Origin of the sequence: Erwinia sp. ErVv1, from assembly GCF_900068895.1 — a bacterium.
Classification (GTDB): domain Bacteria; phylum Pseudomonadota; class Gammaproteobacteria; order Enterobacterales; family Enterobacteriaceae; genus Erwinia.
Genome location: NZ_CDPK01000005.1, coordinates 254,436 through 280,335, shown reverse-complemented (window position 1 = coordinate 280,335; position 25,900 = coordinate 254,436). Strand labels below are relative to the sequence as shown.

Sequence of the window (25,900 nt, the reverse complement as noted above, 5' to 3'; positions counted from 1 at the left end):
TGGTTTTTCGCCACCATTATTGTTAATTAATTAGCCGCAACCTGTAGCGACTGGCACGCATTAAGGACGGGATCAATGACGCCTGCAATAAAACTTCTCGAAAAACAAAAGGTCACCTTTTCTCTGCACGCTTACGAGCATGATGCGGGTGAATCGAACTTTGGTGATGAAGCGGTACGTAAACTCAATCTTGATGCTAACCGGGTTTATAAAACGCTGCTGGTTGCGCTGAATGGCGATAACAAAACGCTGGCGGTAGCGGTTACGCCGGTGGCGGGAAAGCTGGACTTGAAGCTGGTCGCCCGGGCATTAGGTGCAAAAAAAGTGGAGATGGCCGATCCTCAGATCGCGCAGCGCACTACCGGTTATCTGCTCGGGGGGATCAGCCCGCTGGGTCAGAAGAAGCGCCTGCCTACCGTTATTGATGCGCCCGCACGGCAGTTTGCCACCATTTTTGTGTCCGGCGGCAAGCGCGGATTAGACATTGAGCTTGCCCCGGCGGATCTGGCTGGGCAGCTGAACGCCAGCTTCGCCGATATTTCCCGACGCGATGAGTAGCCAGGTGCCAGGGAGGGAACCCCGCGGCATCTGCGTTATGCAGGGCACAACCGGGACAGGCAAAATGTCACGGTATTATGCGTTTAGCCCGCCTGCTGGGCCATGAGCTGGTCGAGCATCCAGCGTCCTGCCGGTCCCGGTGGCGTTCGTCGGGACCAGCAGGCATCCACCGAAATCTTCCGTGGCCAGCCTTTAACCGCCAGCTCGCGTAAGAGCTGATGACCAAATTGCTCTACCATCCAGCGCGGCAAAACGCTCCAGCCAAACCCCTGCTCGGCCATCTCCAGCAGCAGCAGGTAAGATGGCGCGGTCCAGACTTTACCAGGCTGATAATGATCCTTCTCAATCCAGGTATTCAGGCTGAGCTGACGCATCTCCCTCAATTCCTCTTCACTGACCAACGACTGTTGTGCCAGCGGGTTGTCCTGATGCAGAAAGATGCCCATTTCTGCTTCCACCTGCAGGCGGGAGGTGGCTATTTCCGGCGGATACTCTGGCTGCACGCGGATCACGCCAATATGTGCCCTGCCCGTTTGCAGCAGATCTATCACATCGTCATCTTCAGCGATCATGCATTCAAATTCGATATTGGGGTAGCGAGCGGCAAAGCGCTTTAGCAGTGACTCATGATAATCCGCCTGCCAGAAATCAGAGATAGCCATACTGAGGCAGGGCTCTACCTCTCCTGCCAGCCTGACGGCCAGCTCATCCAGCTTCCCGCTGGCTGAGAGGATTTCCCGGACCTGTGCCAGCGCCCGCTTACCGTTGTCGGTAAGCACCGGTGAACGGCCCTCCCGACTGAATAACGCAAAACCTAAGTCGGCCTCAAGATTCGCCACGGCGGTGCTAATGGTTGACTGGCTTTTACGCAGGGCGCGCGCGGCGGCCGAAAAAGAGCCGCTCTCGACGGTCTGCACAAAAGCTTCCAATGATTCCGGTGAATAACGCATTAATGTATCGCTTTTATCGATGCTTTCTAACTTCATCTTATCAGATGGACGGCGGAAAATGGCGCTCATATCAAATAAGGAGCAACTATGCGTCACTGGACGTTGAAAGAACGTTTTTTCCATGCCGTAGGTTATGAAGGTCTGGCACTTATGCTGGTCGCCCCGGTGGCGGCGTGGGCGCTGGACAAACCCCTGTTTCAGATGGGCGCGCTGGCGATTGTGCTATCGACCCTGGCGATGGTCTGGAACATGGTTTATAACGCCGTTTTCGACAGGCTGTTCCCGCGAGAGAGCGTTAAAAGGGGCCTGCCGCTGCGCATCGTGCAGGCCGTGGGCTTTGAAGGCGGGTTTATCGCCATTGGCCTGCCGGTTGCCGCCTTTATGCTGGAGACAAGCCTGAAGCAGGCCTTTATGATTGAGATCGCCTTTTTCCTGTTTTATCTGCCCTATACCCTGCTTTACAACTGGCTATACGATACGCTGCGTAAGCGCTGGGTCGGGCGCAGAGCCTGCTATTAAACCCGGGCCTACTCCAGCATCGCCGTCAGAAAGGTCGGCAGTCGCCACTTTTTCGGCTTGTCCGACGGCTTTGCTGGGGGCGCATTTTCTGCCTTATGAACGATCTCTCCCTTTGGTTCATACGCTGCGGCGTCAAGCGGTGAATGGCTCTGGATATACTCTTTTAACACTTCGGCATCGACAAAACCGGTATTCACGTAGCCCGGTAACTTGTCTATGGCCGGGTAGCCATCCCCGCCCGACGCGTTAAAACTCAGGGTGGTCATACGGTAAGTTTTGTCGGCTTCCAGCGGCTGCCCTTTGATTGTGATCTGGCTGACGCCCGTGCCGTCGGCAACCAGGCTAACGTTGGCAAACTGCGCGTAGCCGCCCGAATCCGGTTTGATATTCGCCACCACCGCCAGATATTTTTCAACGTCACGCCCTTTCATCTCCACCCAGGTCAGCGTGTTGCCGAACGGCTGTACCTTCAGCACATCCTTATAGGTCAGGGTGCCCGACTCAATAGAGTCACGTACGCCGCCGCCGCTCATCACTGCAAAATCGGCGCCGGTGCGAGCTATCTGCGAGGCCAGCATCAGCCTGGCCAGGTTTGTCTGTACAAAGCGAACCTTGCTGCGATCCCCCTCGAAGTGCCCGTTTGCACTGCCAATTTTCACCCCAAGCTGCGCCTCGCCCTTTTTCTGGAAGGGGGTAAGCAGCTTCATCATGGCAGGATTTTTCGCAATCTCCGGGGTGTAGTTAATCCAGCTGGTGCTGCCGTCGGCATTGGCGACCTTATGCTTCAGATTGATCGGCACCAGCTCATAGTGTTCAAGCGTCAGCGTGCCGTTAAGAAAGCTAAAGTCTGCACGACCAATGTATTTGCCCCATTCGTGCGCCTGGACAATCCAGGTGCCGTTTTGCTTATCGGGCTGACAGGGCGTACCCGGCACGTAATCGACCTGCCTGACGTTGGGCTTCGCCATACACACCGGATTCTGCGAGTGGCCGCCTACAATCAGGTCCAGATAGCCTGCCGGAAGCGCCCGGGCCATCTCCACATCGCCCGGCGCGTTGGAACCGTGCTGCCCGTTGTCGTAATGCCCCATATGGGTGGCGGCAATAATCACGTCCGGCTTCTCTTTACTTCGCAGCGTCTCAACCACGGCCTTAGCCTCGGTAGCGGGTGGGCGAAATTCCATGTCGGTGAAATACGCCGGGTTACCGATTTTGGCGGTGTCATCGGTGGTCAGCCCGATGACCGCGATTTTAAGCCCCATGCGGTTAAACAGCGCATAGGGCTGGAAAAGGCGTGTTCCGGTACTTTTTTGATAAATATTGGCGGAAAGAAGCGGGAATTTTGCCCACTTTTGCTGCTGGCGCAGGACGGAGAGCGGGTTATCGAATTCATGATTACCAATCGCCATCGCATCATAGCCAATCAGATTCATGCCGCGAAAATCAGGCTCGGCATCCTGAAGATCGGATTCCGGCACGCCGGTGTTGATGTCACCGCCGGAGAGGATCAGTACCTGTCCGCCGTGGGCCTGCACATCGTAGCGGATCTGATCCATCATGGTTTTCTGCGCTGCCAGCCCATACTGATCGTGTTCATCCGGCCAGAAATGTCCATGGTGATCGTTGGTGTGAAGGACGGTGAACTTATAGACGCGATCTTTTACCCAGGCCTGTGCCGGGAGCGATACGCACAGAATCGTTAGCGTTAGCGCTAATGGCGTCAGCGTTGTTCTTAAGAGTGATGGCACAGTGAATTCTCCTTGTTAAATAAGTGATCGGACCCTGCTGATTATTATCCTTTACGACCCATGCATACCGGCCTCTGTCTCACAAAACCTTAAATACGCGAATTTTGGGCGGCTAACTCCCCTCTCTTTCTCTTAACCGGGCGGAATGATTGCCTACTGGGTACAAAATCCCAATGAGAAATCAGCCGCATAAGCATCAAAATAACAGAAAAACGCTTTATGCACTTTTTCAGGCCGGTGAGCGATTTTTTCCCTGATTAAAGCCGATTAAACCGCGATAAAAATGTCATTATATCTTACAATCATTAATTACAACTGGATACATTTGCATACATAAGGAGGAGAGCATGCACCACACTACCCCGCTTATCACCACCCTTGTGGGAGGCCTGGTTCTGGCCTTTATTTTCGGTATGCTGGCCAACCGGCTCAGAATCTCTCCGCTGGTCGGCTATCTGCTGGCGGGCGTGTGCGCCGGTCCCTTTACGCCTGGCTACGTGGCCGACCAGAATCTGGCCCCCGAGCTGGCTGAATTGGGCGTCATACTGCTGATGTTTGGCGTCGGGCTGCACTTCTCTCTGAAAGACCTGATGGCGGTCAAAGCCATCGCCATCCCCGGCGCGATAGCGCAGATCGCCGTTGCCACGCTGCTCGGCATGGGGCTGTCAACGGTGATGGGCTGGCCCTGGCTGACCGGGCTGGTGTTTGGACTCTGCCTCTCCACGGCCAGTACGGTGGTGCTGCTGCGCGCGCTGGAGGACAGGCAGATGATTGACAGCCAGCGCGGGCAAATCGCAATTGGCTGGCTGATTGTTGAGGATCTGGTGATGGTGCTGGCGCTGGTACTGCTGCCCGCCATTGCAGGGATGTTTGAAAAAGGTAGCGCCAGCCTGGGTCTGGTGCTGCTTGATCTGCTGATTGCCATTGGCAAGGTGGCGGCCTTTATGGTGCTGATGATGGTGGTCGGCCGCCGGGTGGTGCCATGGATCCTGGCGCGCAGCGCAGCCACCGGCTCGCGGGAGCTTTTCACCCTCTCAGTGCTGGCGCTGGCGCTGGGAATTGCCTTTGGCGCCGTTGAATTTTTCGACGTCTCATTCGCGCTGGGTGCGTTCTTCGCCGGTATGGTGCTGAATGAGTCTGAACTCAGCCATCGCGCAGCGCACGATACGCTGCCGCTGCGGGACGCTTTTGCCGTGCTGTTCTTTGTCTCCGTCGGCATGCTGTTTGACCCGACTATCCTGCTGAAGGAGCCGCTGGCCGTCCTGGGCGTGCTGGCGATTATTGTGCTGGGTAAATCGGTGGCGGCGCTGGCGCTGGTTCGCCTGTTTGGCCATTCGCTACGCACCGCCCTGACGATCTCCGTCAGCCTGGCGCAGATCGGGGAGTTCGCCTTTATCCTCGCCGGGCTGGGGATTTCACTCAATCTGCTGCCTGAAGAGGGGCGTAATCTGGTGCTGGCCGGCGCGATCCTCTCGATCATGCTCAATCCGATCCTTTTTGCCCTGCTGCAACGTTACCTGGATAAAGCGGATGCCCGCCAGCAGCAGGACGCGACAGTAGAAGAGGAACAGCTACCGCTGGATATCTGCCATCATGCCATTGTGGTGGGCTTTGGCCGGGTTGGCAGCCTGCTGGGTCGGCGGCTGATTGAACAGGGCATTCCCATTGTGGTGGTGGAGAACAGCCGCAGCCGGGTGGAGGCGCTCAGGGAGCAGGGAATTCTGGCGGTATTGGGGAACGCCGCGCGTGCCGAAACGATGGATCTGGCCTCTCTGGCGTGCGCGCGCTGGCTGCTGCTGACCATACCCAATGGCTATGAGGCGGGTGAAATTGTCACGGCGGCGCGGCAGAAGCACCCCAGCATTGAAATTATCGCCCGCGCCCACTATGACGATGAGGTGGATTATATCACCGAGCGCGGGGCGAACGAGGTGGTGATGGGAGAACGGGAAATTGCCAGCAGCATGCTTCATCTGATGCAGATCGCACCCGCCAACCCCCCGTCCTGCCCGGTATAACCGGTTGGGCTCCCCACTGGTGGGGCAGCCCGCGCGTTACCGATCCCAGTAGGACTCTTCCAGACTGTCTTCCCGCTCGGGAAGACCTCGCGTCAGACGCGGTGAATGCTGGTTCAGTACCTGATAGCTGACCCGGTTGGCATATTTGCATACCTGCGCCAGAGAGGAGTAGGTCAGATACTCCCGACCGTGCTTACTGGAGTTAGGTACGTTTGAACGGTGATAGTTATTGGCGGTGATATCGTGCAGCAGCGCCGCAAGCGCGCCATCACCCGCGCCGTTGGTATTCATGATTTTTTCTGGCCCGCCCATATAAGGGGCGATATGAGAAAATATTCTGGCGGGCTGCTGGCAGTCCTGATGCCGCATCGCGCGGCTGAACTCATACTGGTTAAACTCCGGGATCGCCCCCGGCAGAAGAGGATGCTGCGTTTTACGTTTCCCTTCGTCTTCGGTAAAGCCAGCCATATACAGCCCATGCGGCCCGGCGGTGCAGAGAACCAGATCCACCCAGTCCAGCGCCATATTGGCCGCCTGAAGCGGATCGCTGAGACCGGTCAGCGCCTCGGCTTCCTCTTCATTCATCGCCACGATGGAGACATGCTCGCGCAGGAATGCCCGCCAGAACTCAGGATTATCCCCAATCACGTATTTGGTTCCCAGCGTCAGCACCACCGGCACGTTATGCTTTTTCGCAAAGGCGATGGCCTGCATGGTGGCATCCGGCATCGGCTCGCCCGGCTTACAGCGGATCAGATAGGAGGTCAGTACCAGCGCGGATGCCCCGGCAATCACCTCTTCGGGAATACTTTCCCGGTTTAGCTGGTTCATCATCCCCGGGCTGATGGCAAAGGTTCGCTCACCGCGATCGCCAATCAGCGTAAAGCAGCGTCCAATCGCGCCTTCCACGCCCTGGAGATAGTTCAGGTCGGTCCGGCTGGAGGTATTGCACAGATAGCGATAAGCATAGCCGCCAATCTGCACGTTGCTGCACATCACGCCCAGCAGCACCGAGCGGTCGTCTGCCAGCACTGAGTAATTGTGCAGCGTGTTGCCAATGGTTCCCCCGGCAAACTGATGGGTAATCAGATTTTCCTTCATCAGCTCGTGATAAAGCGCTTCGGCTACGTCATCCTCAATCACCAGCGAGTGCCCGCTACTCAGCCCGAAACGACGGATAAAGTCATCATCGACTTTGGCTTCAATATCCACCAGCGTCTGATCTATGCCGACGATCCAGCTGGTGGCAACGTCGCTTTCGGGCAGCGTTTGCTGAAGTAAAGGGTCACGGGCGCTAACGGGAAAATAGTGTTTAGATTTACGCTTGCCGGGAAATTTCATCGTTCAAAATTCAGAAAGGGGTCAGGCGGGGAAGGATAACACAGGGATGCCCGACAGCGCGCGCATCCCCGTTACTCAAACCGGTTACAGGTGTTCGTTAACCAGTTCTACCATCATATCAATATGCAGTGCATCAGCGTTAAGCGCAGGAATATAGTTAAAACTTTTGCCGCCTGCGTGCATAAAGATTTCGCAGTTCTCTTCGCTGATCTCTTCCAGCGTTTCCAGGCAGTCGGAGGAAAAGCCCGGGCTCATTACCTGCACGGATTCAATGCCCTTACCCGGTAGCGACTTCATCGTTTCATCGGTATAAGGCGTCAGCCAGGGTTCACGGCCAAAACGCGACTGAAAGGTCAGCATCGCATTCTTATCGGTCAGTCCCAGCGCGGTCTTCAGCGCCTCGAAGGTGGCGTAACAGCGCTGAGGATAGTCATCGCCCTGATCGGCAAAGCGTTGCGGAATACCGTGGAAAGACGTCACCAGCAGATCCGGCTGGCCGTGGGTGGCAAAGGACTTCTCAACGGAGGCCTTCAGCGCGGCAATATAGGCCGGATGTTCGGCATAATCACGGATAAAGTGTACCGATGGCAGGCTGCGGTAGCCGGCAAAAACCTCAGTAATACCGTCCCACACGGCGGCCACCGTTGAACAGGAGAATTGCGGATAGAGCGGCAGCACAATCAGGCGGGTCACGCCCTGCGCCATCAGGCTGTCGAGCGCAGATTTCAGGCTCGGGCTGCCGTAGCTCATACCCAGTTCTACCGGCATATCCACGCGCGCGGCCAGCGCCTCGCGCTGCCGTTTGCTGTAAACCATCAGCGGCGAGCCCTCATCCATCCACACCGATGCGTAGAGTTTGGCGACGCGTGGCGATCGGATCGGCAAAATAGCGCCGTTTAGGATCGGCCACCACAGCCAGCGTGGGGTATCCACGACGCGTTTATCACTGAGGAATTGTTTCAGATAGCGTTTAACTGCGGGGGTGGTCGGCGCATCGGGTGTGCCAAGGTTCACCAGCAGCACGCCGGGTTTTTCTTGCCTCATTGTTATTCCTTATCAGGGCAGCTGTGGAGAAGAAAACAAGGCTTATTCTAGCGGAAAAATGCGGGGTGAGAACCAATTGCTGTAACAGGGGCCAGGAATGCCTGGCCCGGAAGGGATTAACCGAGAATGTCAGCCAGCTCGTCACGCACTTCAGTCACCTTACGGGTGCCATCAATTTTATGATAAGTGGTGTTGCCCGCTGCGGCCTCTTTGCTGTAATAAGCAATCAGTGGAGCAGTAAGCTGATGGTATTCAACCAGGCGCTTGCGCACGGTCTCTTCCTGATCGTCTTTACGGGTGGTCAGCTCTTCGCCGGTCACATCATCTTTACCTTCGACCTTCGGCGGGTTGAAGTTAACGTGATAAACGCGGCCAGAAGGCGCATGAACGCGGCGGCCCACGATGCGTTCGACGATCAGCTCGTCCGGCACCGCGAATTCCAGCACGTAGTCTACCTTGATCCCGGCATCCTTCATCGCATCCGCCTGAGGAATGGTACGCGGGAAGCCGTCCAGCAGAAAACCATTGCGGCAGTCTTCCTGAGCGATACGCTCTTTGACCAGCGCAATAACCAGCTCGTCGGTCACCAGCTTACCGGCGTCCATGATCGCTTTGGCTTGTTTACCCAGTTCGCTACCTGCTTTAACGGCTGCACGCAGCATGTCGCCCGTAGAGATCTGCGGAATACCGTATTTCTCCATAATAAACTGAGCCTGAGTTCCCTTACCTGCACCCGGTGCACCGAGCAGAATAATACGCATTGCGTAAATCCCCTTGCGAATCGCTTAAATTTTAAATTTGTCCAGCCTGAAACCATACCATTATGGCTCTTTCTCCACAAGGAACGCGGTGGTTAACCTGCGTCTGCATAGCGAGCGGACGAGACCTGTCGCCGCGCGTACAGCGTTTGCGAGATGACCGCGACCACGATAATTGCCCCGCCCGCCACCGCATGGAGGGTTGGCATTTCAGCAAGAAAGATCGCCATCCACAGCGGGGCAAGCGCCGTCTCAAGTAGCAGAAACAGCCCGGCATTGGCCGGTGAGACGTAGCGGGTCGATAATGTGATTAATCCCATCGCCAGCGGCATCACCAGCATCCCCTCGGCCAGCGACCAGCCATACTGCGCCAGACTCAGCTCTCTGAGCGTAGTGAACATATCCTCGCCTGACCAGAGCAGGATTGCCACCGACGCCACGACCGCACCCAGCGATGGCAGCGCGAGCGTCCCTCCCTCCACCCGAGCGGTAAAGATAAACGCCAGCGCCATAGATACCGCCGTAGCCAGCGCATAGAGGTTAGCTACGGCTGAGTCGCCCGCCGAACGCCCCGACATAACGATGACCACTCCGGCAATCCCCGCCAGAGCGGCAACCATGACGCTGCGATCGCACTTAACCTGAAAGAATAAGCGGGAAATCAGCGCGGAAACAAACGGCGTGGAGGAGATAATCACCAGCACCGTCGCCACGTTACCGCGATTCAGCGCGTTCACAAAACAGGCGGAAGCAATGGCAAAAAACAACGTTGGCAGCGCATTCTCCCGGGTCAGCCACGGCTTACCGAGCGTGGAACGACTCCGCCGTCCCAGCGCCCACACCAGCAGACAGACCGCCCACATAAAAAAACCGCGCAGCATGACAATCGTCCATGAGTCCTGGATGCCCATCAGCCGAATGAACACCGAGTCAAAACTCAGGATCACGCCACCCAGAATGCCGATCATGCTGCCGTTAAGCGGTTTGGTCTGTTTCATTGCTGCTCCCATAAGTCAATCAGGTTCTGTTTTATCTGCCCGGTCACATCAATCCCCCTTCTGCCGTCGCCCCTGGCCCAGCCGGAGATACGCAGCGTATTAACATGGGGGAAGTAGCTGGCACCTGCGGCTTTGACCTGCTTTTGCAGCGCCGCACTCAGTGGTGGCACCTCAAAACAGCTGAACGGCAAGCGGGTATCGCTCAATGAGGTGAAATGCCTGCCCGCGACATCCTTCAGGGCAATGCTATTCACCTGTGCCACGTTATAGGGCTGCCAGTCGCTGCTGCGAATGTTATGCAGTGCCTCTTCCAGGGGTTTTGCGGAAGCCGTCGTTCCTTCAAACAGCCGTAGCTCACTGCGCAATAGGGTGCTGAAGTGCTCAGGGCGTAGCGCGATAACCGCCAGCCCGATGGTCAGCGAAGCATGCTTATGCAGCGGCGCGACGAAGATTGAGCTCGACGCAATCAGCTCATCGTGCAGATTCGTTGCGAAGCTGTGTGAAGCATCCACCACTCCCTTTCCTTTACAATCGGTTAGCGGATTGACCTCGCCGGTATAGGGGCTGACATGGGTGATAATCGGCACATTGCCCGGCCCGGTACAGAGCGATGTCGGACGCTGGAAAAGCTCGCTGACCGGCTGATAATGCGCCTGCTTAGCCAGACAGAGCGTCGTCTCCTGCTTATAGAAAAGATGCGACAGAATAACCAGGCCAACCCGCACGGACTGGACGAAGTAAAGCTCATAATCCTGCAGATGGTAGACGCGGGTTAATTCATCCCGTAATTCATCTCGCTGCATAAGCGCTCGCTTATAAAATTGTTCGCCGTGGCGTTTTTGTAGATCGGGAGATAACGAAGAAGCATCCATTAATTGATTAACTCTTGCTGATAAAGCAGTGGCATGACGTTGTCGCGAAAGATGGAACCGACTGCGATTTCACAGGGCGGTCGGCGGTAGTTAACCCATGCAATTTCCTCTATCTCCGCACCCGCGCGGGGCAGGCCAACGATCTCGACGTGATACACGTGATTCTCAATCGCCATGGATTCAAACTCCGCCCTGCCGTGAAACAGACCAAAGGGCCGGAAGGACTTGACCTGCACGCCCAGCTCTTCCTGGAGCTCCCGTTTCAGGCAGCTCAGGTGGTCTTCCCCTCGTTCGGGTTTACCGCCGGGCGAAATAAAGATTCGCGTACCGCGTTTTCGCGTCAGCAGCAGTGAACGCTGATGAATAATCACCGCCGAGCACTTGACGATCACGTTCATATCAGCCTCCCGGGGAGAACGTAGCCCCTCAGCTACGTCGGGGGTACATGTGCGATCAGGCTGCGGCACTGGCGGTTTTCTCCACGGGTGTCATCAGCGTTTCTCCGGCCAGGAAGCGCACGATATTCAGGGCCAGCGGCGTTTTATCTTTCAGGTAGGCGAGAATGGTGTCATCACCCGGCGTCGAGAAGCTGTCAGCAAAAATACTGATCCCTTCCAGCGATTTGGTTGAGATCCCCAGTTGTAGCAGGCGATATTTTACGTCATCCGCCGACTGCGCAAATTCATAGATGGGTGACTGATAGTTGATGTCAAACTGCGCCATCATCTCCATCAGGAAGGTTTTGGCGATCGGACGCTGTTCGGGGAACTCCATCTGGTAATGCGTAATGCCATCATTGATGGTGTTGATGTCATTGCGGCGGCAGAAGTCGACAAGATGCGCGTGAATTGCCAGCTTTTCGCCCAGCAAAACCAGATTTTTGCGGTATTTCAGAATGTCAGCTTCAAGGTGTTCGATGGCGATGGAGCGAAATGCACCGCTGATATCAGCCACGGTATGACCGACAACCAGCTCGCCAAAGCGGGATTTCAACTCTTCAACGCGATGCGACAAAATGCCGCGGTGCAGTGAACATCCGCTGTTGCCTGACCAGAGGTGAACGGGGATCCCCTGTAACATTAAATAACATGCTGCCAGCGTGCTGTCCCGGCCACCGGTAAACATGACGAGCTGTGTTTTTGCTGTATGCTGAATGGTCATTTTCCTGTCCTTCACATGGCTGATAGTCGTCATCGCTGACTGAATAAGGAGGATCCGCTCTGTAATGCGTCTTCCCTGAAGGGGCGCTTAGCGTTAACGAGCCTGTGCCGTTTCGCCTCTGAAATCAGATTATGGAAAACGCGCTGGACATTAAAATGATATAAACAGACACTGGCTGTTAGTTTTACTAACAGGGTTTACTTATGACTGGCCTCCCTTCCCTGCGCGCCCTGCGCTATTTTCATTCGGCAGCGCTACATCAAAGCTTCAGCCAGGCTGCGCAGTCGCTCAACGTCACCCACAGCGCGGTAAGCCATCAGATCAAGCTGCTGGAAGAGTGGCTGGGGAAACCGCTGTTTAATCGCGCTAACGGCAGGGTGCATCTCACCTCAGACGGCGAGCGGCTGAAGGTTTGCTGCATGCAAACCTTTCGTGAAATTGAGACCACCTGTGAGAAAATTCGCGCCCGCAATATCAACAGCCTGACCGTCTCCTGCGCCCCCAGCTTTCTGGCCCAGTGGCTTATCCCGCGCATCAGCCGTTTCTCGGCACTTCATAGCGATATAGCCCTGACTTTTCAAACGCATGTTGATATCGAGCGCGTCAGAAGCGAGCAGTCTGACGTGCTGATCCTCAGCCATGAGCAGCCGGTACAGGATGACATCGCCGCCACGCTGATTACCGTTGATTATATTGGCCCGGTTTGTGCGCCCGGGGTCGCCCGGAATCTCACCTATGAAACGGACTTTTCCACCCTTTCCCTGCTGCATGCCGATACCAAGCTGCACGCCTGGGCAGAATGGGCAAAAAAAACCGGCGCAAAGGGGGATTTCTGGGCGGGAAGGCATTTTGATAATCTGACGCTGGCCATTCAGGCCGCGCGAAACGGGCTGGGGATCATCATGACGCCGCAGATTCTGGTGCGTAAAGAGATCCGTGAAGGCACCCTGATAGCGCCATTGGGGTTCGCAGAAGTCGACCGGGCAACCTGGATGATGGTAAAGGCGTCGCGTATTGAGGAGCGGGAGATAAAACTGTTTCGTCGCTGGCTGCTGGAGGAGGCGGCCAGCGTCGGATGATGATAAGGCAGCCCACAAACAATAAGGCCCCGCCAGCGATTGCGGGCGGGGCCTGTGAGCAGGATGCTGTAGCGCTAAGGTTTACGCCAACAGCAGCTGATTCATACGGCGAATAAACTGGTTCGGATCGTCCAGCGTACCGCGCTCGGCAAACATCGCCTGATCCAGCAGCAGCTCAACCCATTCGCCAAAGCGGGCCTCATCCTCGGTATCGGCCGCGCGCTTAACCAGCGCGTGATCCGGGTTCAGCTCAAACAGATACTTCACTTCCGGCACTGCCTGCCCCGCTGCCGCAAACAGTTTCGCCATCTGGGTACTCATGTCATTGGCTTCGGTGGTGACAATGGCTGGCGTATCGGTCAGGCGATGCGTCAGACGCACTTCCTTCACGCGGTCGCCAAGCAGCGTCTTCACGCGTTCAACGAAGGGTTCCAGCGCCTTTTCGGCCTCTTTCTGCTCTTCGCTCTCTTCGTCGGCCAGCTTGCTTAGCTCATCATCTGCCTTACTGACGGACTGGAATGATTTACCATCAAATTCAGTCAGGTAGCTCATCATCCACTCATCAATACGGTCAGAGAGCAGCAGGACTTCGATACCTTTCTTACGGAACAGCTCAAGGTGCGGGCTGCTTTTCGCTGCGGCATAGCTGTCAGCGGTGATGTAGTAAATTTTTTCCTGCCCTTCGACCATGCGGCTAACGTAGTCTTCCAGCGACACGGTCTGCGCCGGGCCTTCGCTGCTGGTAGAGGCAAAACGCAGCAGTTTAGCAATGGTTTCCGCGTTTGCGTTGTCCTCTGCCGGCCCCTCTTTCAGGGCCAGTCCGAACTGCTGCCAGAACTGCTGGTACTTCTCTTCATCATCCTTCGCGACTTTTTCCAGCATCTGCAGCGCACGTTTGCTCAGCGCATTTCGCAGGTTCTGAGTGATGCGGCTATCCTGCAAAATTTCACGGGAGACGTTCAGCGGCAGATCGCTGGAATCTATCAGACCGCGCACGAAGCGCAGATAGTTCGGCATAAACTGCTCAGCGTCGTCCATGATAAACACACGCTGGACGTACAGCTTCAGGCCATGCTTGTGGTCACGATTCCACATATCCCAGGGGGCCTGGGTCGGGATATAGAGCAGGCTGGTGTACTCCTGCTTGCCCTCAACGCGGTTATGGCTCCAGGTCAGCGGGTCGGCGAAGTCATGCGAGACGTGCTTATAGAACTCTTTATACTCTTCGTCGCTGATGTCGGCCTTATTGCGCGTCCACAGCGCCTGCGCCTTGTTGATCTTCTCCCAGGCGGTGGTGTTCTCTTCCTCGTTATGGGTTTCGATCTCAACGGGCAGCGCAATATGATCGGAATACTTGCTGATGATGCTGCGCACGCGCCAGGCATCCAGGAACTCATCTTCACCTTCGCGCAGATGCAGGGTGATCTCCGTTCCCCGATCCTCTTTGGTGATATCAGCAAGGGTATATTCGCCCTCACCCGCTGATTCCCAGAATACGCCCTGGTCGGCGCTGGCGCCGGCGGCACGCGTGCGAACCGTCACCTTGTCGGCAACGATAAAGGCCGAGTAGAACCCAACGCCGAACTGACCGATCAGCTGGCTGTCTTTTGCCTGGTCCGATCCCAACGACTCGAGGAAGGATTTGGTGCCGGATTTGGCAATCGTCCCCAGGTTCTCAATGACTTCGTCCCGGCTCATACCGATGCCGTTGTCACTCAGCGTCAGCGTCCGGTTTTCCTTATCAACCGAAACCCGTACGCGAAGTTCACCGTCGCCTTCATAGAGATCCGGCACGGACAGCGCACGAAAGCGCAGCTTGTCGGCAGCATCGGAGGCGTTGGAAATCAGCTCCCGCAGGAAAATTTCTTTATTTGAATAGAGGGAATGGATCATCAGGTGCAGAAGCTGTTTTACCTCTGACTGGAAGCCACGCGTCTCTTGTCCTTTCATGGTCATTTCTACCTCAACTGATTCAGGTTGATCTACGTTGAGAAGTAAGGTGGGGGCAATGCTGGGGATTTCAAGACGGCACAGGCGATCGTGCCGTTGAGTGGTCAGAATCTAATCTTATGGCGTCCGGCAAGGGAGTGTGACAGCGTGGTGCCATCCACCATTTCCAGTTCGCCACCGACCGGTACGCCGTGGGCGATGCGGCTGGCGTCAACGCCATACTGTCCGCACAGTTCGGCGATGTAGTTAGCGGTCGCCTCACCTTCTACCGTCGGATTGGTGGCCAGAATGACCTCATGTATCGTCTCTTTTTCCAGCCGCTGTTCCAGCCGATCCAGCCCGATATCGTTCGGGCCAATGCCGTCCAGCGGAGAAAGATGGCCCATCAGCACAAAGTAGCGTCCGGCGAACTGCCCGGTTTGCTCAATGGCATGAATGTCGGCCGGGCTTTCAACCACACAGATCAGGCCATTTTGCTGACGACGGGTATTTGCACAGATGGTACACACGTCCTGCTCGGTAAAGGTCCGGCAGTCCGCGCAGTGCCCAATCTCTGACATGGCGCGCGTCAGGGCCTGGGCCAGGCGCATGCCGCCGCTACGGTCCCGCTGTAGCAGCTGGAACGCCATGCGTTGGGCCGACTTTGGCCCAACGCCCGGCAGGCAGCGCAGCGACTCCATCAGGCTTTCGAGGAGCGGGCTGGTCTGCATCAGAACGGCATCTTGAAGCCAGGTGGCAGCTGCATACCACTGGAAACGGCCGCCATTTTTTCTTTCTGCGCTTCGGCAACGCGACGTGCCGCATCGTTGAAGGCGGCTGCCACCAGATCTTCCAGCATATCTTTGTCGTCTTCCAGCAGGCTTGGATCAACCTCAACGCGACGGCAGTTATGCGCACCGTTGATGGTGACTTTCACCAGGCCAGCGCCTGACTCACCGGTTACTTCCATGGCAGCAATCTCTTCCTGCACATGAGCCATTTTGTCCTGCATTTGCTGGGCCTGTTTCATCAGGTTACCCAGTCCGGCTTTTCCAAACATAGTTTTCTCTCTCGGATCGGGCCGCAATCATGCCAGAGCAGTGATGCAGCGTTTCAAAGGGGGCGAATACTCTCTTCATCCACATCGGCGTCAAAAAACTGACGCAGGGTCTGAATATGATTATCCGTGCTAATCGACTGGCGCGCCTGCGCCAGCTTCTCTTCATAAATCGCCTGACGCCACTCCAGCGGCGTTAACACCGCAGGATTATCGTCTTCTACGAGTGTAAGTTCAACCGGCTGACCCGCCGCCTGACTCATCGCTTCACTCAGCACCTGCTGCGCTGCGGGTGAATTCAGATGGCGCTGGCTGGACCGCAGATGCAGGCAGATGCCGCTTTCGCTGACCTCTTTCCAGGCGTTCAGCGCCAGCTGCTGTACCAGCTTTGGCAGGGTCAGGGTCGCCACTTCTGCCGCCCACGCATCGCGCAGCAGCGATTCAGCCGCCAGCCTGGCCATCAGTTCGGGCGTTTTCTCATGCTCCAGCGCGGTACGCAGCGCTTTTGGCGTAGCTACCGGGGCCGGTTTAGCCTCGTCCGGCTTTTGCGTTTTCCAGCGATAGGCCTCTTTTTTTACCGGGGCGGACGGCGCTGCAGCGGCTGACCGCTTCTGACCCCGCTCGGTAACGGAAGCCAGTCGCTCCAGCGCTGAAGCTGCCGGCCGCGCACTTAGCGCCGCCGGCTCACTCTTTTTTAATTTGGTTACTCCCTGCTGACGCATCAGCTGGGTACGCGCCTGTAGCAGCTGACTGGTACTTTCAGGCAGCGAGGCGGGAGGGGCATCCTGCTGCGTCGGCGCAGGTGGGCTGGCCTCAGCGGGTGCCGCCCCCGGCGCAGCATTTTGCTGCGCCGGGGGCGACCCGCCGGAAGCGTTACCCGGCTGCACCGTATGCGGCGGCGCAATACCGCCAGGTGCCCGTACCGGATCGGACTGAACGGCCGCAGGCTGGGCCTGTGGCGTCATCACCGGGCGAGCCACCGGCTCGGCGATCACCTCGCGGGGGTGGAATGCCAGTGCCCTGAGCAGCGTCATCTCGACGCCCATCCGACGATCCGGCGCCAGCGGCAGCTCTTTGCGCCCAACCAGCAGCGTCTGGTAATAAAGCTGAACCTCCGCCGGGGGGATAACGCGGGCCAGCTCCCTCAAGCGCTGTTCGACAGCGGCAAAATCGTCGCCCAGCGCCGAGGGCAGAAGCTGAATCATCGCAACGCGATGCAGAAGCGTCAGCATTTCCACCAGCAGCGCTTCCCACTCCACGCCACGCGAGGCCGCCTGGTTGAGCAGCGACATCAACTGCTCACCCTGCGCATCCACCAGGGCTTCAATCAGCGCCAGCGGCTGCTCGTCGTCCAGCGTACCCAGCATGGCGCTGACGGTAGCGGTGGTCACCTGCCCCTGCCCCATAGCGATAGCCTGGTCGGTCAGACTGAGGGCATCACGCATGCTGCCGTCAGCCGCGCGGGCAATAAGCTGGAGCGAACGCGCCTCCGCGTCAACCTGCTCCTCGTGCAGGACATGCTCTAGCTGCCCACGGATCTGCTCAACATCCAGCGCCTTCAGGTGGAACTGAAGGCAGCGGGAGAGGATGGTCACCGGCAGCTTTTGCGGATCGGTGGTCGCCAGCAGAAATTTTACGTGGCCCGGCGGCTCTTCCAGCGTTTTCAACAGCGCGTTAAAGCTGTGACGGGAGAGCATATGGACTTCGTCAATCAGATAGACTTTAAAACGACCGCGCGCCGGGGCGTACTGCACGTTATCCAGCAGATCGCGCGTATCCTCGACTTTGGTACGCGAGGCGGCATCAATCTCGATCAGATCGACAAAGCGCCCCTGTTCGATTTCACGGCAGTTATCGCACTGCCCGCAGGGGGTGGCGGTGATGCCAGTTTCGCAGTTCAGCCCCTTGGCGAGCAGACGGGCAATCGTGGTCTTTCCGACCCCTCGGGTGCCGGAAAAAAGATAGGCGTGATGGATGCGGCCGAGCGACAGGCCATTCGCCAGCGCTGTCAGGACATGCTCCTGACCGACAACATCAGTAAACGCTTGTGGACGCCACTTGCGGGCCAGTACCTGATAGCTCATTAATTCGCAGAATGTGTTGGGTGGACCGGAGGGTAATGCTATCACAGCCCCACCCTGACGGCGAGGCTGAACGCAGAAGGGATCAGTGTCCCGGGAACTTCACGAGGCTGAACGATTCGATGCCCTGAGCTTTCAGGCGCTCTTCACCGCTCAGGTCAAAAAGATTGATCACAAATGCGGCCTGATTAACCGTGCCGCCCGCGCGGCGGATCAGCTTAACCGTTGCCTCAATGGTGCCGCCGGTTGCCAGCAGATCGTCCACCACCAGCACGGTATCGCCGGGCTGAATCGCATCGCAGTGCAGTTCCAGCCGATCGCTGCCGTACTCCAGCTCGTAGGTTTCAGCGAAGGTTTTACGCGGCAGCTTGCCGGGTTTACGCACCGGAACAAAGCCAACGCCCAGCCCTAAGGCCACCGGCGCGCCAAACAGGAAACCCCGGGCTTCCGTACCCACAACTTTGGTAATACCTGCATCACGATAGCGTTCAACGAACAGTTCAATACTGAGTGCGAACGCTTTAGGATCTTCCAGCAGGCTGGTTACGTCACGAAACAGGATGCCCGGCTTAGGGTAATCCGGGATACTTTTGATACTGTTTTTAAGAAATTCAAGCTGCTGCGCAGTCGCGGTCATAGTGTTATGCCTGGTAAATACAAATCTGACTCGCGCAGCTCCGGCTGCTCTTGCGAAGACCTTCGCAGAGCAAAACGATAACGTCAGGGGGAAGCCGCGCACGAAAACGACCAAATCTATGCAAACTCCCGGACAAATGCAACCATGGTAAGAAAAATCACGGCATTTGTTGCGCGGTATCAACCGCCGCTGCACGTCGCCGCGGGGAGAACACCATGTCATCCTGCGAAGTAACAGCCCTGGACGACAATAATCGGTAGAATAGAAGACTGAAGCGGGAAGCCCCTGAAATGAGGGTATCATAACGATGCGCTCACCGGAGAGAATCAAGATGAAAAGTGCCCTTCTGCTGCAACAGCTGGAAGAAAAACTCGACCTTCTGGCCCAGGCTGTGGCACCCCATGCGAATAAACGCACCCCCAGCGCCCGCTTTGACCACCAGCTGTTTTATTGTCATACCACCCGGCTGGGAGATTATCTGCTGGAAGTCCGGCAAAGCCTCGCGCAGCTGAGGCAGAGCGTCGATGATCGCCGCACCGATAGCGTCGCCTGGATGGCCGAGCGGATCGTACTGCAAATGGGTGCACTCCAGCGCGAGCTGGCTACCCAGCGCCTGCGCAAGGGTGAAGCGCAAAAGGAACCCGTCAGCGTAAACCTTTATGAGAAGCTGGCGGAGCACCAGGACTATGAGCGCCGCCTGCGCGCCATGATAGCGGATCGTGAAAGCCAGCTTGCGACGCGTGAAACCCTGGCCCAGCAGCAAACCCTGCAGCGCGAGATCGCCGCGCTGGAGGGCAGATTGCAGCGCTGCCTGCAGGCACTGAAGCGAATCGAGCGGGCGATTGAGTTTCGGGAACGCTAGGCGGCTACCGGTTCGTCTGTGTCGTATATACTGTGTTAAATTTCTGACTGGAGAGTAAGGATGGGGCTTCTCTGCTGGATTATCATCGGGCTGCTGACCGGCCTTGCCTCACGTATCGTTTTGCATGGCCGCCCCGGCGGCCGGGTCCCCGCCCTGGTGCTTACCGTCGTAGGCGCGCTGATTGGCGGCTATATAAGCGCTTTCTTAAATGATGCGATGCTGGCGGAACTGTCGCCTGAGGGGCTGCTTGCAGCGCTGGCTGGCGCACTTGTCATGCTGCTGGTCGTAAGAAAGCTGCGCATATAACCTGAAGGTTGAGATTAAGGAGATAACGATGTCGCTGGAAACCGCTCCCGAAGAGGTCAGGCTGGCCGTGGATTTAATTATGCTGCTGGAGGAGAACAATATTGCGCCACAAACGGTGCTGGCCGCGCTGGCGATTGTACAGCGGGATTTTGAAAAAAAGCTGGTCCCTGGCGATTAAACGGGTTGCATCTGCGGCACGCGAAGCGTCTGGCCGTGCTGCATCATATCAATCAGGACGTCGATCAACTGTGGCGCATCGGCCGCCATATCGAAGCTGTCAGGCATAAACAGCCAGTTCTCCATGATCCCCGTCATATAACCGCGTAGCACAATCGCGGTGCGGCGGGTATCAAGATTCACCGGCAACTGCCCCGCTGCCATACACTCCCGCAGGACATCTTCAATTTTTTCGTAGCATTCCAGAAACAGCGTCCGTTGTATAAACTGCAAAGTCGCCATTTCGCCGACAAATTCGCATTTGTGGAAAATTATTTCCATAAGCGAACGTCTTCGCCTGTCCCGGGCTGTGGCTTCAAGGACATACGTTAGCATCGCTTTCATAACGGATAGTGGATCAGAAGGATGTTTTAACTGATACTCATGTTCTAAGTCTTTCAGGCCTGATTCGGACTGGGCCCAAATCTCATTCAGCAAATCGCTTTTGTTTTTGAAATGCCAGTAAATTGCACCACGCGTCACCCCTGCTGTATTCGCAATATCGGCCAGTGACGTTTTAGACACACCGTGCTCGGAAAATCTTTCTATAGCCGCATCAAGGATGTGATTTCGCGTTTCTAACGCCTGCTGTTTGGTTTTTCGTGCCATAGGGAGTTTTTTACAAAAAGGTGGACTTACATACATTTGCGAATGTATGTACCATAGCACGACCATAATTTAAACGCAGCAATGGGTTTATGGGTTTGTGATCCATTGAACAATCGATATCGGACACTCGAGGTTTATTTATGAACAAAAACAGAGGGTTAACGCCTCTGGCGGCCGTTCTGATGCTTTCAGGCAGCTTAGTGCTAACAGGATGTGATAACAAAGAGCAGCAGACTGGACAACAGAAACCACCTGAAGTCGGTGTGGTGACGCTGAAAAGTTCCCCGCTCACCATTACTACCGATCTTCCCGGTCGTACCTCGTCGTTCCGTGTTGCTGAAGTTCGCCCACAGGTTTCAGGCATCATTTTGAAGCGCAACTTTGCTGAAGGTACGGATATTAAGGCGGGGGAATCTCTCTACCAGATTGATCCTGCACCTTATAAAGCCGCATGGGACAGTGCAAAAGGCGATTTGGCTCAGGCTCAGGCCAATGCGAATATTGCCGCAGTAACGGTGAAACGCTATAAGCCGTTGCTGGGCACCAAATACATCAGCCAGCAGGATTACGATCAGGCGATGGCCACCCAGGGTCAGACATCGGCAGCCGTTCAGGCGGCACAGGCGAATGTCGAAACCGCACGCATCAATCTGGCGTATACGCGTGTCACCTCTCCTATCAGCGGGCGCATTGGTAAATCTTCCGTAACGGAAGGCGCACTGGTGCAGAGTGGACAAACGACCGCGCTGGCAACGGTGCAGCAGCTCGATCCCATCTATGTTGATGTTACCCAGTCCAGTGAAGACTTTATGCGCCTGCGTAACGAGCTGAGATCGGGCACGTTAAAGCAGGTTGACGGTAAGGCTAAGGTCAAACTGTTAACGCAGGATGGTAAAGAATATCCGCAGAGCGGAACATTAGAATTTTCTGAGGTTACCGTCGATGAGAGCACCGGTTCCATTACGCTGCGCGCGGTTTTCCCGAATCCTGATGAGAGCTTACTGCCAGGAATGTTCGTTCGCGCGCGTCTGGAAGAGGGCACCAATCCTGATGCACTGTTAGTTCCGCAGCAGGCCGTAACCCGTACGCCAACCGGCGAAGCCTCCGCACTGGTCGTTGGGGCAGATAACAAAGTCGAATCCCGTACGATCACAGCCGAGCAGGCGATTGGTGATAAGTGGCTGGTGACTGCCGGACTGAAACCTGGCGATAAGGTCATTACGACTGGCGTTCAGCGTGCGAAACCTGGCGCTCAGGTTACGCCACAGGAAGTCAGTACAGATGATGCCGACAAGGCAAAGTCTGAACAACCTAAGTCTTAAACAGGAGCCGCTGATACATGGCTAAGTTCTTTATCGATCGCCCCATTTTTGCGTGGGTCATCGCCATCATTATTATGTTGGCGGGCGTGCTGTCGATTCTAAAACTGCCGATTGAGCAATATCCCAATGTTGCGCCGCCGTCAGTTCAGATTCGAGCGACTTACCCGGGTGCGGATGCTAAAACGCTACAGGACTCAGTTACCCAGGTAATTGAACAAAATATGAACGGCATTGATGGCCTGATGTATATGTCATCAAACAGCGATTCATCCGGTACGTTGCAGCTTACGCTGACCTTCCAGTCAGGTACCGATCCCGATATCGCACAGGTTCAGGTGCAGAACAAACTGCAGCTGGCTACGCCTCTGCTCCCGCAGGAAGTGCAACAGCAGGGGATTCAGGTTCAAAAATCCTCCAGCAGCTTCCTGATGGTAGCCGGGTTTGTTAGCCAGGACGGCAGTATGACGCAGAACGATATTTCGGACTACGTTGCCTCCAACATCAAAGACCCCATCAGCCGTACGCTGGGCGTGGGTGACACCCAGATATTTGGTGCGCAGTATGCAATGCGTATCTGGATGGACCCGCACAAGCTGAACAACTATCAGCTGACGCCGGTGGACGTGATTAGCGCTATTACCGCGCAAAATGCCCAGGTGGCGGCCGGCCAGTTAGGCGGTTCACCACCGGTACCGGGCCAGCAGCTCAACGCCTCAATCATCGCGCAAACGCGTCTGACCTCAACCGACGAATTCGGCAAAATTCTGCTGAAGGTGAATACGGATGGGTCGCGCGTACTGCTCAGGGACGTGGCGAAAATTGAGCTGGGGGGTGAAAACTACGAGATCATCGCACGCTATAACGGTAAACCGGCCTCCGGTATCGGTATCAAGCTGGCGACCGGCGCTAACGCACTGGATACCGCCGCCGCGGTAAAAGCAGAGCTGGGCAAACTGGAGCCTTTCTTCCCGGCAGGGATGAAGGTGGTTTACCCTTACGATACAACGCCGTTTGTTAAAATCTCCATCAATGAAGTGGTGAAAACCCTGATTGAGGCGATTGTGCTGGTGTTTATCGTGATGTACCTGTTCCTGCAAAATTTCCGCGCAACGCTGATCCCGACGATTGCGGTGCCGGTCGTTCTGCTGGGTACGTTCGCGATTATCAATGCTTTTGGCTATTCCATAAACACGCTAACGATGTTTGGGATGGTGCTGGCGATAGGCCTGCTGGTCGATGATGCCATCGTGGTGGTAGAGAACGTCGAGCGTGTTATGGCCGAAGAGGGCCTGCCGCCGAAGGAAGCGACCCGTAAGTCGATGGAGCAGATCCAGGGCGCGCTGGTCGGTATCGCCATGGTCCTGTCGGCGGTATTTATTCCGATGGCATTCTTTGGCGGTTCAACCGGCGTTATCTATCGTCAGTTCTCTATCACCATCGTATCGGCAATGGTGCTGTCAGTTATTGTTGCACTGGTACTGACGCCAGCACTCTGCGCCACCATGCTAAAACCTATCAAAAAGGGCGATCACGGTATCACGACCGGCTTCTTTGGTTGGTTTAACCGCATGTTTGAAAAGAGCACCGATCACTATACCAACAGCGTAGGCCATATCATCCGCAGCACGGGCCGCTATCTGCTGATCTATCTGGCGATTGTGGCTCTGATGGCGGTGATCTTCGTTAAGCTACCGACCTCCTTCCTGCCGGAAGAAGATCAGGGGCTGCTGCTGGCGCAGGCACAGCTACCTGCTGGCGCAACGCAGGAGCGTACGCAAAAAGTGCTCGATCAGGTGACTGACTACTTCCTGACCAAAGAGAAGGCTAACGTTAATTCGGTCTTTACCGTTAACGGCTTCGGCTTTGCGGGTCGCGGACAGAATACCGGTATTGCCTTCGTCAGTCTCAAACCCTGGGACGATCGTAGCGGTGCGGCAAACAAAGTTGATGGTATCGCGGGCCGTGCGATGCAGGCCTTCGGCGCCATCAAAGATGCCATGGTCATTCCGTTCAACCTGCCAGCGATTATCGAACTGGGTAACGCAACGGGCTTTGACTTTGAGCTTATCGATCAGGCTAACCTTGGACACGATGCACTGACCAAGGCCCGTAATCAGCTGTTAGGCATGGTTGCCCAGCATTCGGATACGCTGGTGGGTGTTCGTCCAAACGGTCTGGAAGATACGCCACAGTACAAGCTGATGATCGATCAGGAGAAAGCCGAAGCCCTTGGCGTATCGATTTCTGATATCAACACCACCATCGGTGCCTCCTGGGGCGGTTCCTACGTCAATGACTTTATTGACCGTGGCCGCGTGAAGAAAGTGTATGTGATGGGCCAGGCCGATTCCCGTATGCTTCCGGATGATATCAATAAGTGGTACGTCCGCGGCTCTAACGGCCAGATGGTGCCATTCTCAGCCTTCGCCAGTGCAAAATGGCAGTATGGTTCACCGCGTCTGGAACGTTACAACGGGCTGCCGTCAATGGAGATCCTTGGTCAGGCAGCGGAAGGCAAAAGTTCGGGTGAAGCGATGAATCTGATGGAACAGCTGGCCTCGAAGCTGCCGCAGGGCATTGGCTTTGACTGGACCGGTATGTCCTATCAGGAACGCTTATCCGGTAACCAGGCACCCGCACTCTACGCTATCTCGCTGATCGTGGTATTCCTCTGCCTCGCGGCGCTGTATGAGAGCTGGTCAATTCCGTTCTCCGTTATGCTGGTAGTGCCATTAGGTGTTATCGGGGCGCTACTCTTCACCGCGCTGCGCGGGCTCAGTAACGACGTTTACTTCGTGGTAGGGCTGTTAACAACCATTGGCCTGTCAGCGAAGAACGCCATACTGATTGTTGAGTTTGCTAAGGATCTGATGGAGAAAGAGGGCAAAGGGCTGGTTGAATCTACGCTTGAGGCGGTACGTATGCGTCTTCGTCCGATTCTTATGACCTCTCTGGCCTTTATTCTCGGCGTACTGCCGCTGGCTATCAGCACCGGTGCAGGTTCCGGTGCGCAGAATGCGGTAGGGACTGGCGTGATGGGCGGGATGGTGACCGCTACTATTCTTGCCATCTTCTTTGTTCCGGTATTCTTTGTGGTGGTCCGCCGCCGCTTCAGTAAAAACAAAGAAGAGCTTGAGCACGGTCATCCCGATGACCAGCATCAGCACTAATCTTTCCTGAACGAAACATAAAAGAGGCCGCCCGCGGCCTCTTTTTTTTGGAATGACTCCCCCGCGACTTCAACTCCCTGCCTCATTCATCCTCGCTGAACATCTCCATCTTTACACCCACTCTGTTCCAGCACCCTGAGCGCTGACGTCCTTTCCTCCGCTGGTCTTCCCTCCGGCTGCACTTGCATTTACGTAAAGGTGGGGGCATAATTGGTGTTATGTTATAACATATCAAAAAGGATGCACTTTATGAAATCGAATATTCATCCGGCCTACCGCACCGTCGCGTTCCATGACACCAGCGCCGATGCCTGGTTTATGGTGGGCTCGACGATTAAAACTGACCGTACCGTGGAGCGGGATGGCAAAACCTGGCCTTATGTGCCGCTGGATACCTCTTCAGCCTCTCATCCGCACTATACCGGCAAGCAGAAAGATTTTGCCAAAGAGGGCAGCGCGCATCGGTTTAATGAGCGTTTTGGCCGTTTTTTTTCTAAAACTCAGTAAGGTCGCATCATGCAGGTTTTAAGCTCACTGGCTTCAGCTAAAAAACGCCACAAGGATTGCCGGGTGGTGCGTCGTAAGGGGCGGATTTACGTCATCTGTAAAAGCAATCCACGCTTTAAGGCAGTACAGGGAAGAAAAAAGAAACGCTAATCTCCGCT

26 protein-coding genes and 1 other annotated feature are annotated in these 25,900 nt (G+C 55.9%); of the genes, 11 read left to right on the top strand and 15 right to left on the bottom strand.

Annotated elements, in window-relative coordinates:
- Positions 1 to 75 precede the first annotated feature (75 nt).
- On the top strand, positions 76 to 558 hold the full coding sequence (gene ybaK / locus A1830_RS10045; RefSeq protein ID WP_067705330.1) for a Cys-tRNA(Pro)/Cys-tRNA(Cys) deacylase YbaK: 483 nt from the start codon (positions 76 to 78) through the stop codon (positions 556 to 558).
- 83 nt (positions 559 to 641) lie between these two features.
- Here the strand turns inward: ybaK and A1830_RS10040 are convergent, their stop codons facing one another.
- Positions 642 to 1,508, bottom strand: a complete 867-nt coding sequence (locus A1830_RS10040) for a LysR family transcriptional regulator (protein ID WP_067705579.1) — start codon at positions 1,506 to 1,508, stop codon at positions 642 to 644.
- 87 nt (positions 1,509 to 1,595) lie between these two features.
- On the opposite strand from A1830_RS10040, the gene A1830_RS10035 reads away from it, so the two are divergent.
- Positions 1,596 to 2,027 (top strand): multidrug/biocide efflux PACE transporter, encoded by a 432-nt coding sequence (locus tag A1830_RS10035; RefSeq protein WP_067705328.1) that lies wholly within the window; start codon positions 1,596 to 1,598, stop codon positions 2,025 to 2,027.
- Positions 2,028 to 2,035: 8 nt separating this feature from the next.
- On the opposite strand, the gene ushA is transcribed toward A1830_RS10035, so the two are convergent.
- Entirely contained in the window at positions 2,036 to 3,751 is a 1,716-nt protein-coding gene (gene ushA / locus A1830_RS10030; protein ID WP_231877609.1) for a bifunctional UDP-sugar hydrolase/5'-nucleotidase UshA, read from the bottom strand.
- A 371-nt stretch (positions 3,752 to 4,122) separates the two neighbouring features.
- Here ushA and ybaL point away from each other — a divergent pair, with 371 nt between their 5' ends.
- A complete protein-coding gene (gene ybaL, locus A1830_RS10025; RefSeq protein WP_067705324.1) occupies positions 4,123 to 5,793 on the top strand; it encodes a YbaL family putative K(+) efflux transporter in 1,671 nt (556 codons plus the stop codon).
- A 36-nt stretch (positions 5,794 to 5,829) separates the two neighbouring features.
- On the opposite strand, the gene A1830_RS10020 is transcribed toward ybaL, so the two are convergent.
- The 7 genes from A1830_RS10020 to A1830_RS09990 form a co-directional block, all read right to left on the bottom strand.
- Positions 5,830 to 7,134 (bottom strand): inosine/guanosine kinase, encoded by a 1,305-nt coding sequence (locus A1830_RS10020; RefSeq protein WP_067705322.1) that lies wholly within the window; start codon positions 7,132 to 7,134, stop codon positions 5,830 to 5,832.
- 84 nt (positions 7,135 to 7,218) lie between these two features.
- A complete protein-coding gene (gene hemH, locus A1830_RS10015; RefSeq protein WP_067705320.1) occupies positions 7,219 to 8,178 on the bottom strand; it encodes a ferrochelatase in 960 nt (319 codons plus the stop codon).
- 116 nt (positions 8,179 to 8,294) lie between these two features.
- Complete coding sequence (adk, locus tag A1830_RS10010) at positions 8,295 to 8,939, bottom strand: adenylate kinase (RefSeq protein WP_067705318.1); 645 nt, start codon at positions 8,937 to 8,939, stop codon at positions 8,295 to 8,297.
- 92 nt (positions 8,940 to 9,031) lie between these two features.
- Positions 9,032 to 9,934, bottom strand: coding sequence for a DMT family transporter (locus A1830_RS10005; RefSeq protein WP_067705316.1), 903 nt, complete (start codon positions 9,932 to 9,934; stop codon positions 9,032 to 9,034).
- Positions 9,931 to 10,806, bottom strand: a complete 876-nt coding sequence (locus tag A1830_RS10000) for a DUF6024 family protein (protein WP_067705314.1) — start codon at positions 10,804 to 10,806, stop codon at positions 9,931 to 9,933. The genes A1830_RS10005 and A1830_RS10000 overlap by 4 nt, the downstream gene beginning before the upstream one ends.
- Entirely contained in the window at positions 10,806 to 11,204 is a 399-nt protein-coding gene (locus tag A1830_RS09995; RefSeq protein WP_067705312.1) for an NUDIX hydrolase, read from the bottom strand. The genes A1830_RS10000 and A1830_RS09995 overlap by 1 nt, the downstream gene beginning before the upstream one ends.
- 55 nt (positions 11,205 to 11,259) lie before the next feature.
- Positions 11,260 to 11,967, bottom strand: a complete 708-nt coding sequence (locus tag A1830_RS09990) for a hypothetical protein (RefSeq protein ID WP_067705310.1) — start codon at positions 11,965 to 11,967, stop codon at positions 11,260 to 11,262.
- Positions 11,968 to 12,170: 203 nt separating this feature from the next.
- On the opposite strand from A1830_RS09990, the gene A1830_RS09985 reads away from it, so the two are divergent.
- Positions 12,171 to 13,046: a LysR substrate-binding domain-containing protein gene (locus tag A1830_RS09985; protein WP_067705309.1), complete on the top strand. Its 876-nt coding sequence runs from the start codon at positions 12,171 to 12,173 to the stop codon at positions 13,044 to 13,046.
- 81 nt (positions 13,047 to 13,127) lie between these two features.
- On the opposite strand, the gene htpG is transcribed toward A1830_RS09985, so the two are convergent.
- The 5 genes from htpG to apt form a co-directional block, all read right to left on the bottom strand.
- Positions 13,128 to 14,996 carry a molecular chaperone HtpG gene (gene htpG, locus A1830_RS09980; RefSeq protein ID WP_197473319.1) on the bottom strand — a complete coding sequence of 623 codons (1,869 nt, stop codon included), beginning with the start codon at positions 14,994 to 14,996 and terminating at the stop codon, positions 13,128 to 13,130.
- Positions 14,997 to 15,100: 104 nt separating this feature from the next.
- Positions 15,101 to 15,706: a recombination mediator RecR gene (recR, locus tag A1830_RS09975; RefSeq protein WP_067705306.1), complete on the bottom strand. Its 606-nt coding sequence runs from the start codon at positions 15,704 to 15,706 to the stop codon at positions 15,101 to 15,103.
- Positions 15,706 to 16,035 carry a YbaB/EbfC family nucleoid-associated protein gene (locus A1830_RS09970; protein ID WP_067705305.1) on the bottom strand — a complete coding sequence of 110 codons (330 nt, stop codon included), beginning with the start codon at positions 16,033 to 16,035 and terminating at the stop codon, positions 15,706 to 15,708. Before A1830_RS09970 ends, recR begins: the two co-directional genes overlap by 1 nt.
- A 53-nt stretch (positions 16,036 to 16,088) precedes the next feature.
- Entirely contained in the window at positions 16,089 to 18,116 is a 2,028-nt protein-coding gene (gene dnaX, locus A1830_RS09965) for a DNA polymerase III subunit gamma/tau (RefSeq protein ID WP_067705303.1), read from the bottom strand.
- Positions 16,686 to 16,747 (bottom strand) — a sequence feature (DnaX frameshifting element). (Overlaps the previous gene by 62 nt.)
- An 82-nt stretch (positions 18,117 to 18,198) precedes the next feature.
- Positions 18,199 to 18,750 (bottom strand): adenine phosphoribosyltransferase, encoded by a 552-nt coding sequence (gene apt, locus A1830_RS09960; RefSeq protein ID WP_067705302.1) that lies wholly within the window; start codon positions 18,748 to 18,750, stop codon positions 18,199 to 18,201.
- 331 nt (positions 18,751 to 19,081) lie between these two features.
- On the opposite strand from apt, the gene priC reads away from it, so the two are divergent.
- Genes priC through rsmS form a run of 3 tightly spaced genes read left to right on the top strand, consistent with a single transcriptional unit; the run spans position 19,082 to position 20,096 of the window.
- Positions 19,082 to 19,612: a primosomal replication protein PriC gene (gene priC, locus A1830_RS09955; protein WP_067705301.1), complete on the top strand. Its 531-nt coding sequence runs from the start codon at positions 19,082 to 19,084 to the stop codon at positions 19,610 to 19,612.
- Between the two features lie 60 nt (positions 19,613 to 19,672).
- A complete protein-coding gene (locus A1830_RS09950; RefSeq protein ID WP_067705299.1) occupies positions 19,673 to 19,918 on the top strand; it encodes a GlsB/YeaQ/YmgE family stress response membrane protein in 246 nt (81 codons plus the stop codon).
- A 28-nt stretch (positions 19,919 to 19,946) separates the two neighbouring features.
- Entirely contained in the window at positions 19,947 to 20,096 is a 150-nt protein-coding gene (gene rsmS / locus A1830_RS21400; protein ID WP_073980991.1) for a pleiotropic regulatory protein RsmS, read from the top strand.
- Here the strand turns inward: rsmS and acrR are convergent.
- Positions 20,093 to 20,743 carry a multidrug efflux transporter transcriptional repressor AcrR gene (gene acrR / locus A1830_RS09945; RefSeq protein WP_067705296.1) on the bottom strand — a complete coding sequence of 217 codons (651 nt, stop codon included), beginning with the start codon at positions 20,741 to 20,743 and terminating at the stop codon, positions 20,093 to 20,095. The genes rsmS and acrR overlap by 4 nt on opposite strands.
- Positions 20,744 to 20,883: 140 nt before the next feature.
- On the opposite strand from acrR, the gene A1830_RS09940 reads away from it, so the two are divergent.
- From A1830_RS09940 to ykgO, 4 genes are all read left to right on the top strand, one after another.
- Positions 20,884 to 22,065, top strand: a complete 1,182-nt coding sequence (locus A1830_RS09940; RefSeq protein WP_067705295.1) for an efflux RND transporter periplasmic adaptor subunit — start codon at positions 20,884 to 20,886, stop codon at positions 22,063 to 22,065.
- 17 nt (positions 22,066 to 22,082) lie between these two features.
- Positions 22,083 to 25,235 (top strand): multidrug efflux RND transporter permease subunit AcrB, encoded by a 3,153-nt coding sequence (locus A1830_RS09935; RefSeq protein ID WP_067705293.1) that lies wholly within the window; start codon positions 22,083 to 22,085, stop codon positions 25,233 to 25,235.
- A 249-nt stretch (positions 25,236 to 25,484) separates the two neighbouring features.
- A complete protein-coding gene (locus tag A1830_RS09930) occupies positions 25,485 to 25,742 on the top strand; it encodes a type B 50S ribosomal protein L31 (RefSeq protein WP_067705291.1) in 258 nt (85 codons plus the stop codon).
- Positions 25,743 to 25,751: 9 nt separating this feature from the next.
- Positions 25,752 to 25,892 carry a type B 50S ribosomal protein L36 gene (gene ykgO / locus A1830_RS21395; protein WP_073980990.1) on the top strand — a complete coding sequence of 47 codons (141 nt, stop codon included), beginning with the start codon at positions 25,752 to 25,754 and terminating at the stop codon, positions 25,890 to 25,892.
- Positions 25,893 to 25,900: the final 8 nt, after the last annotated feature.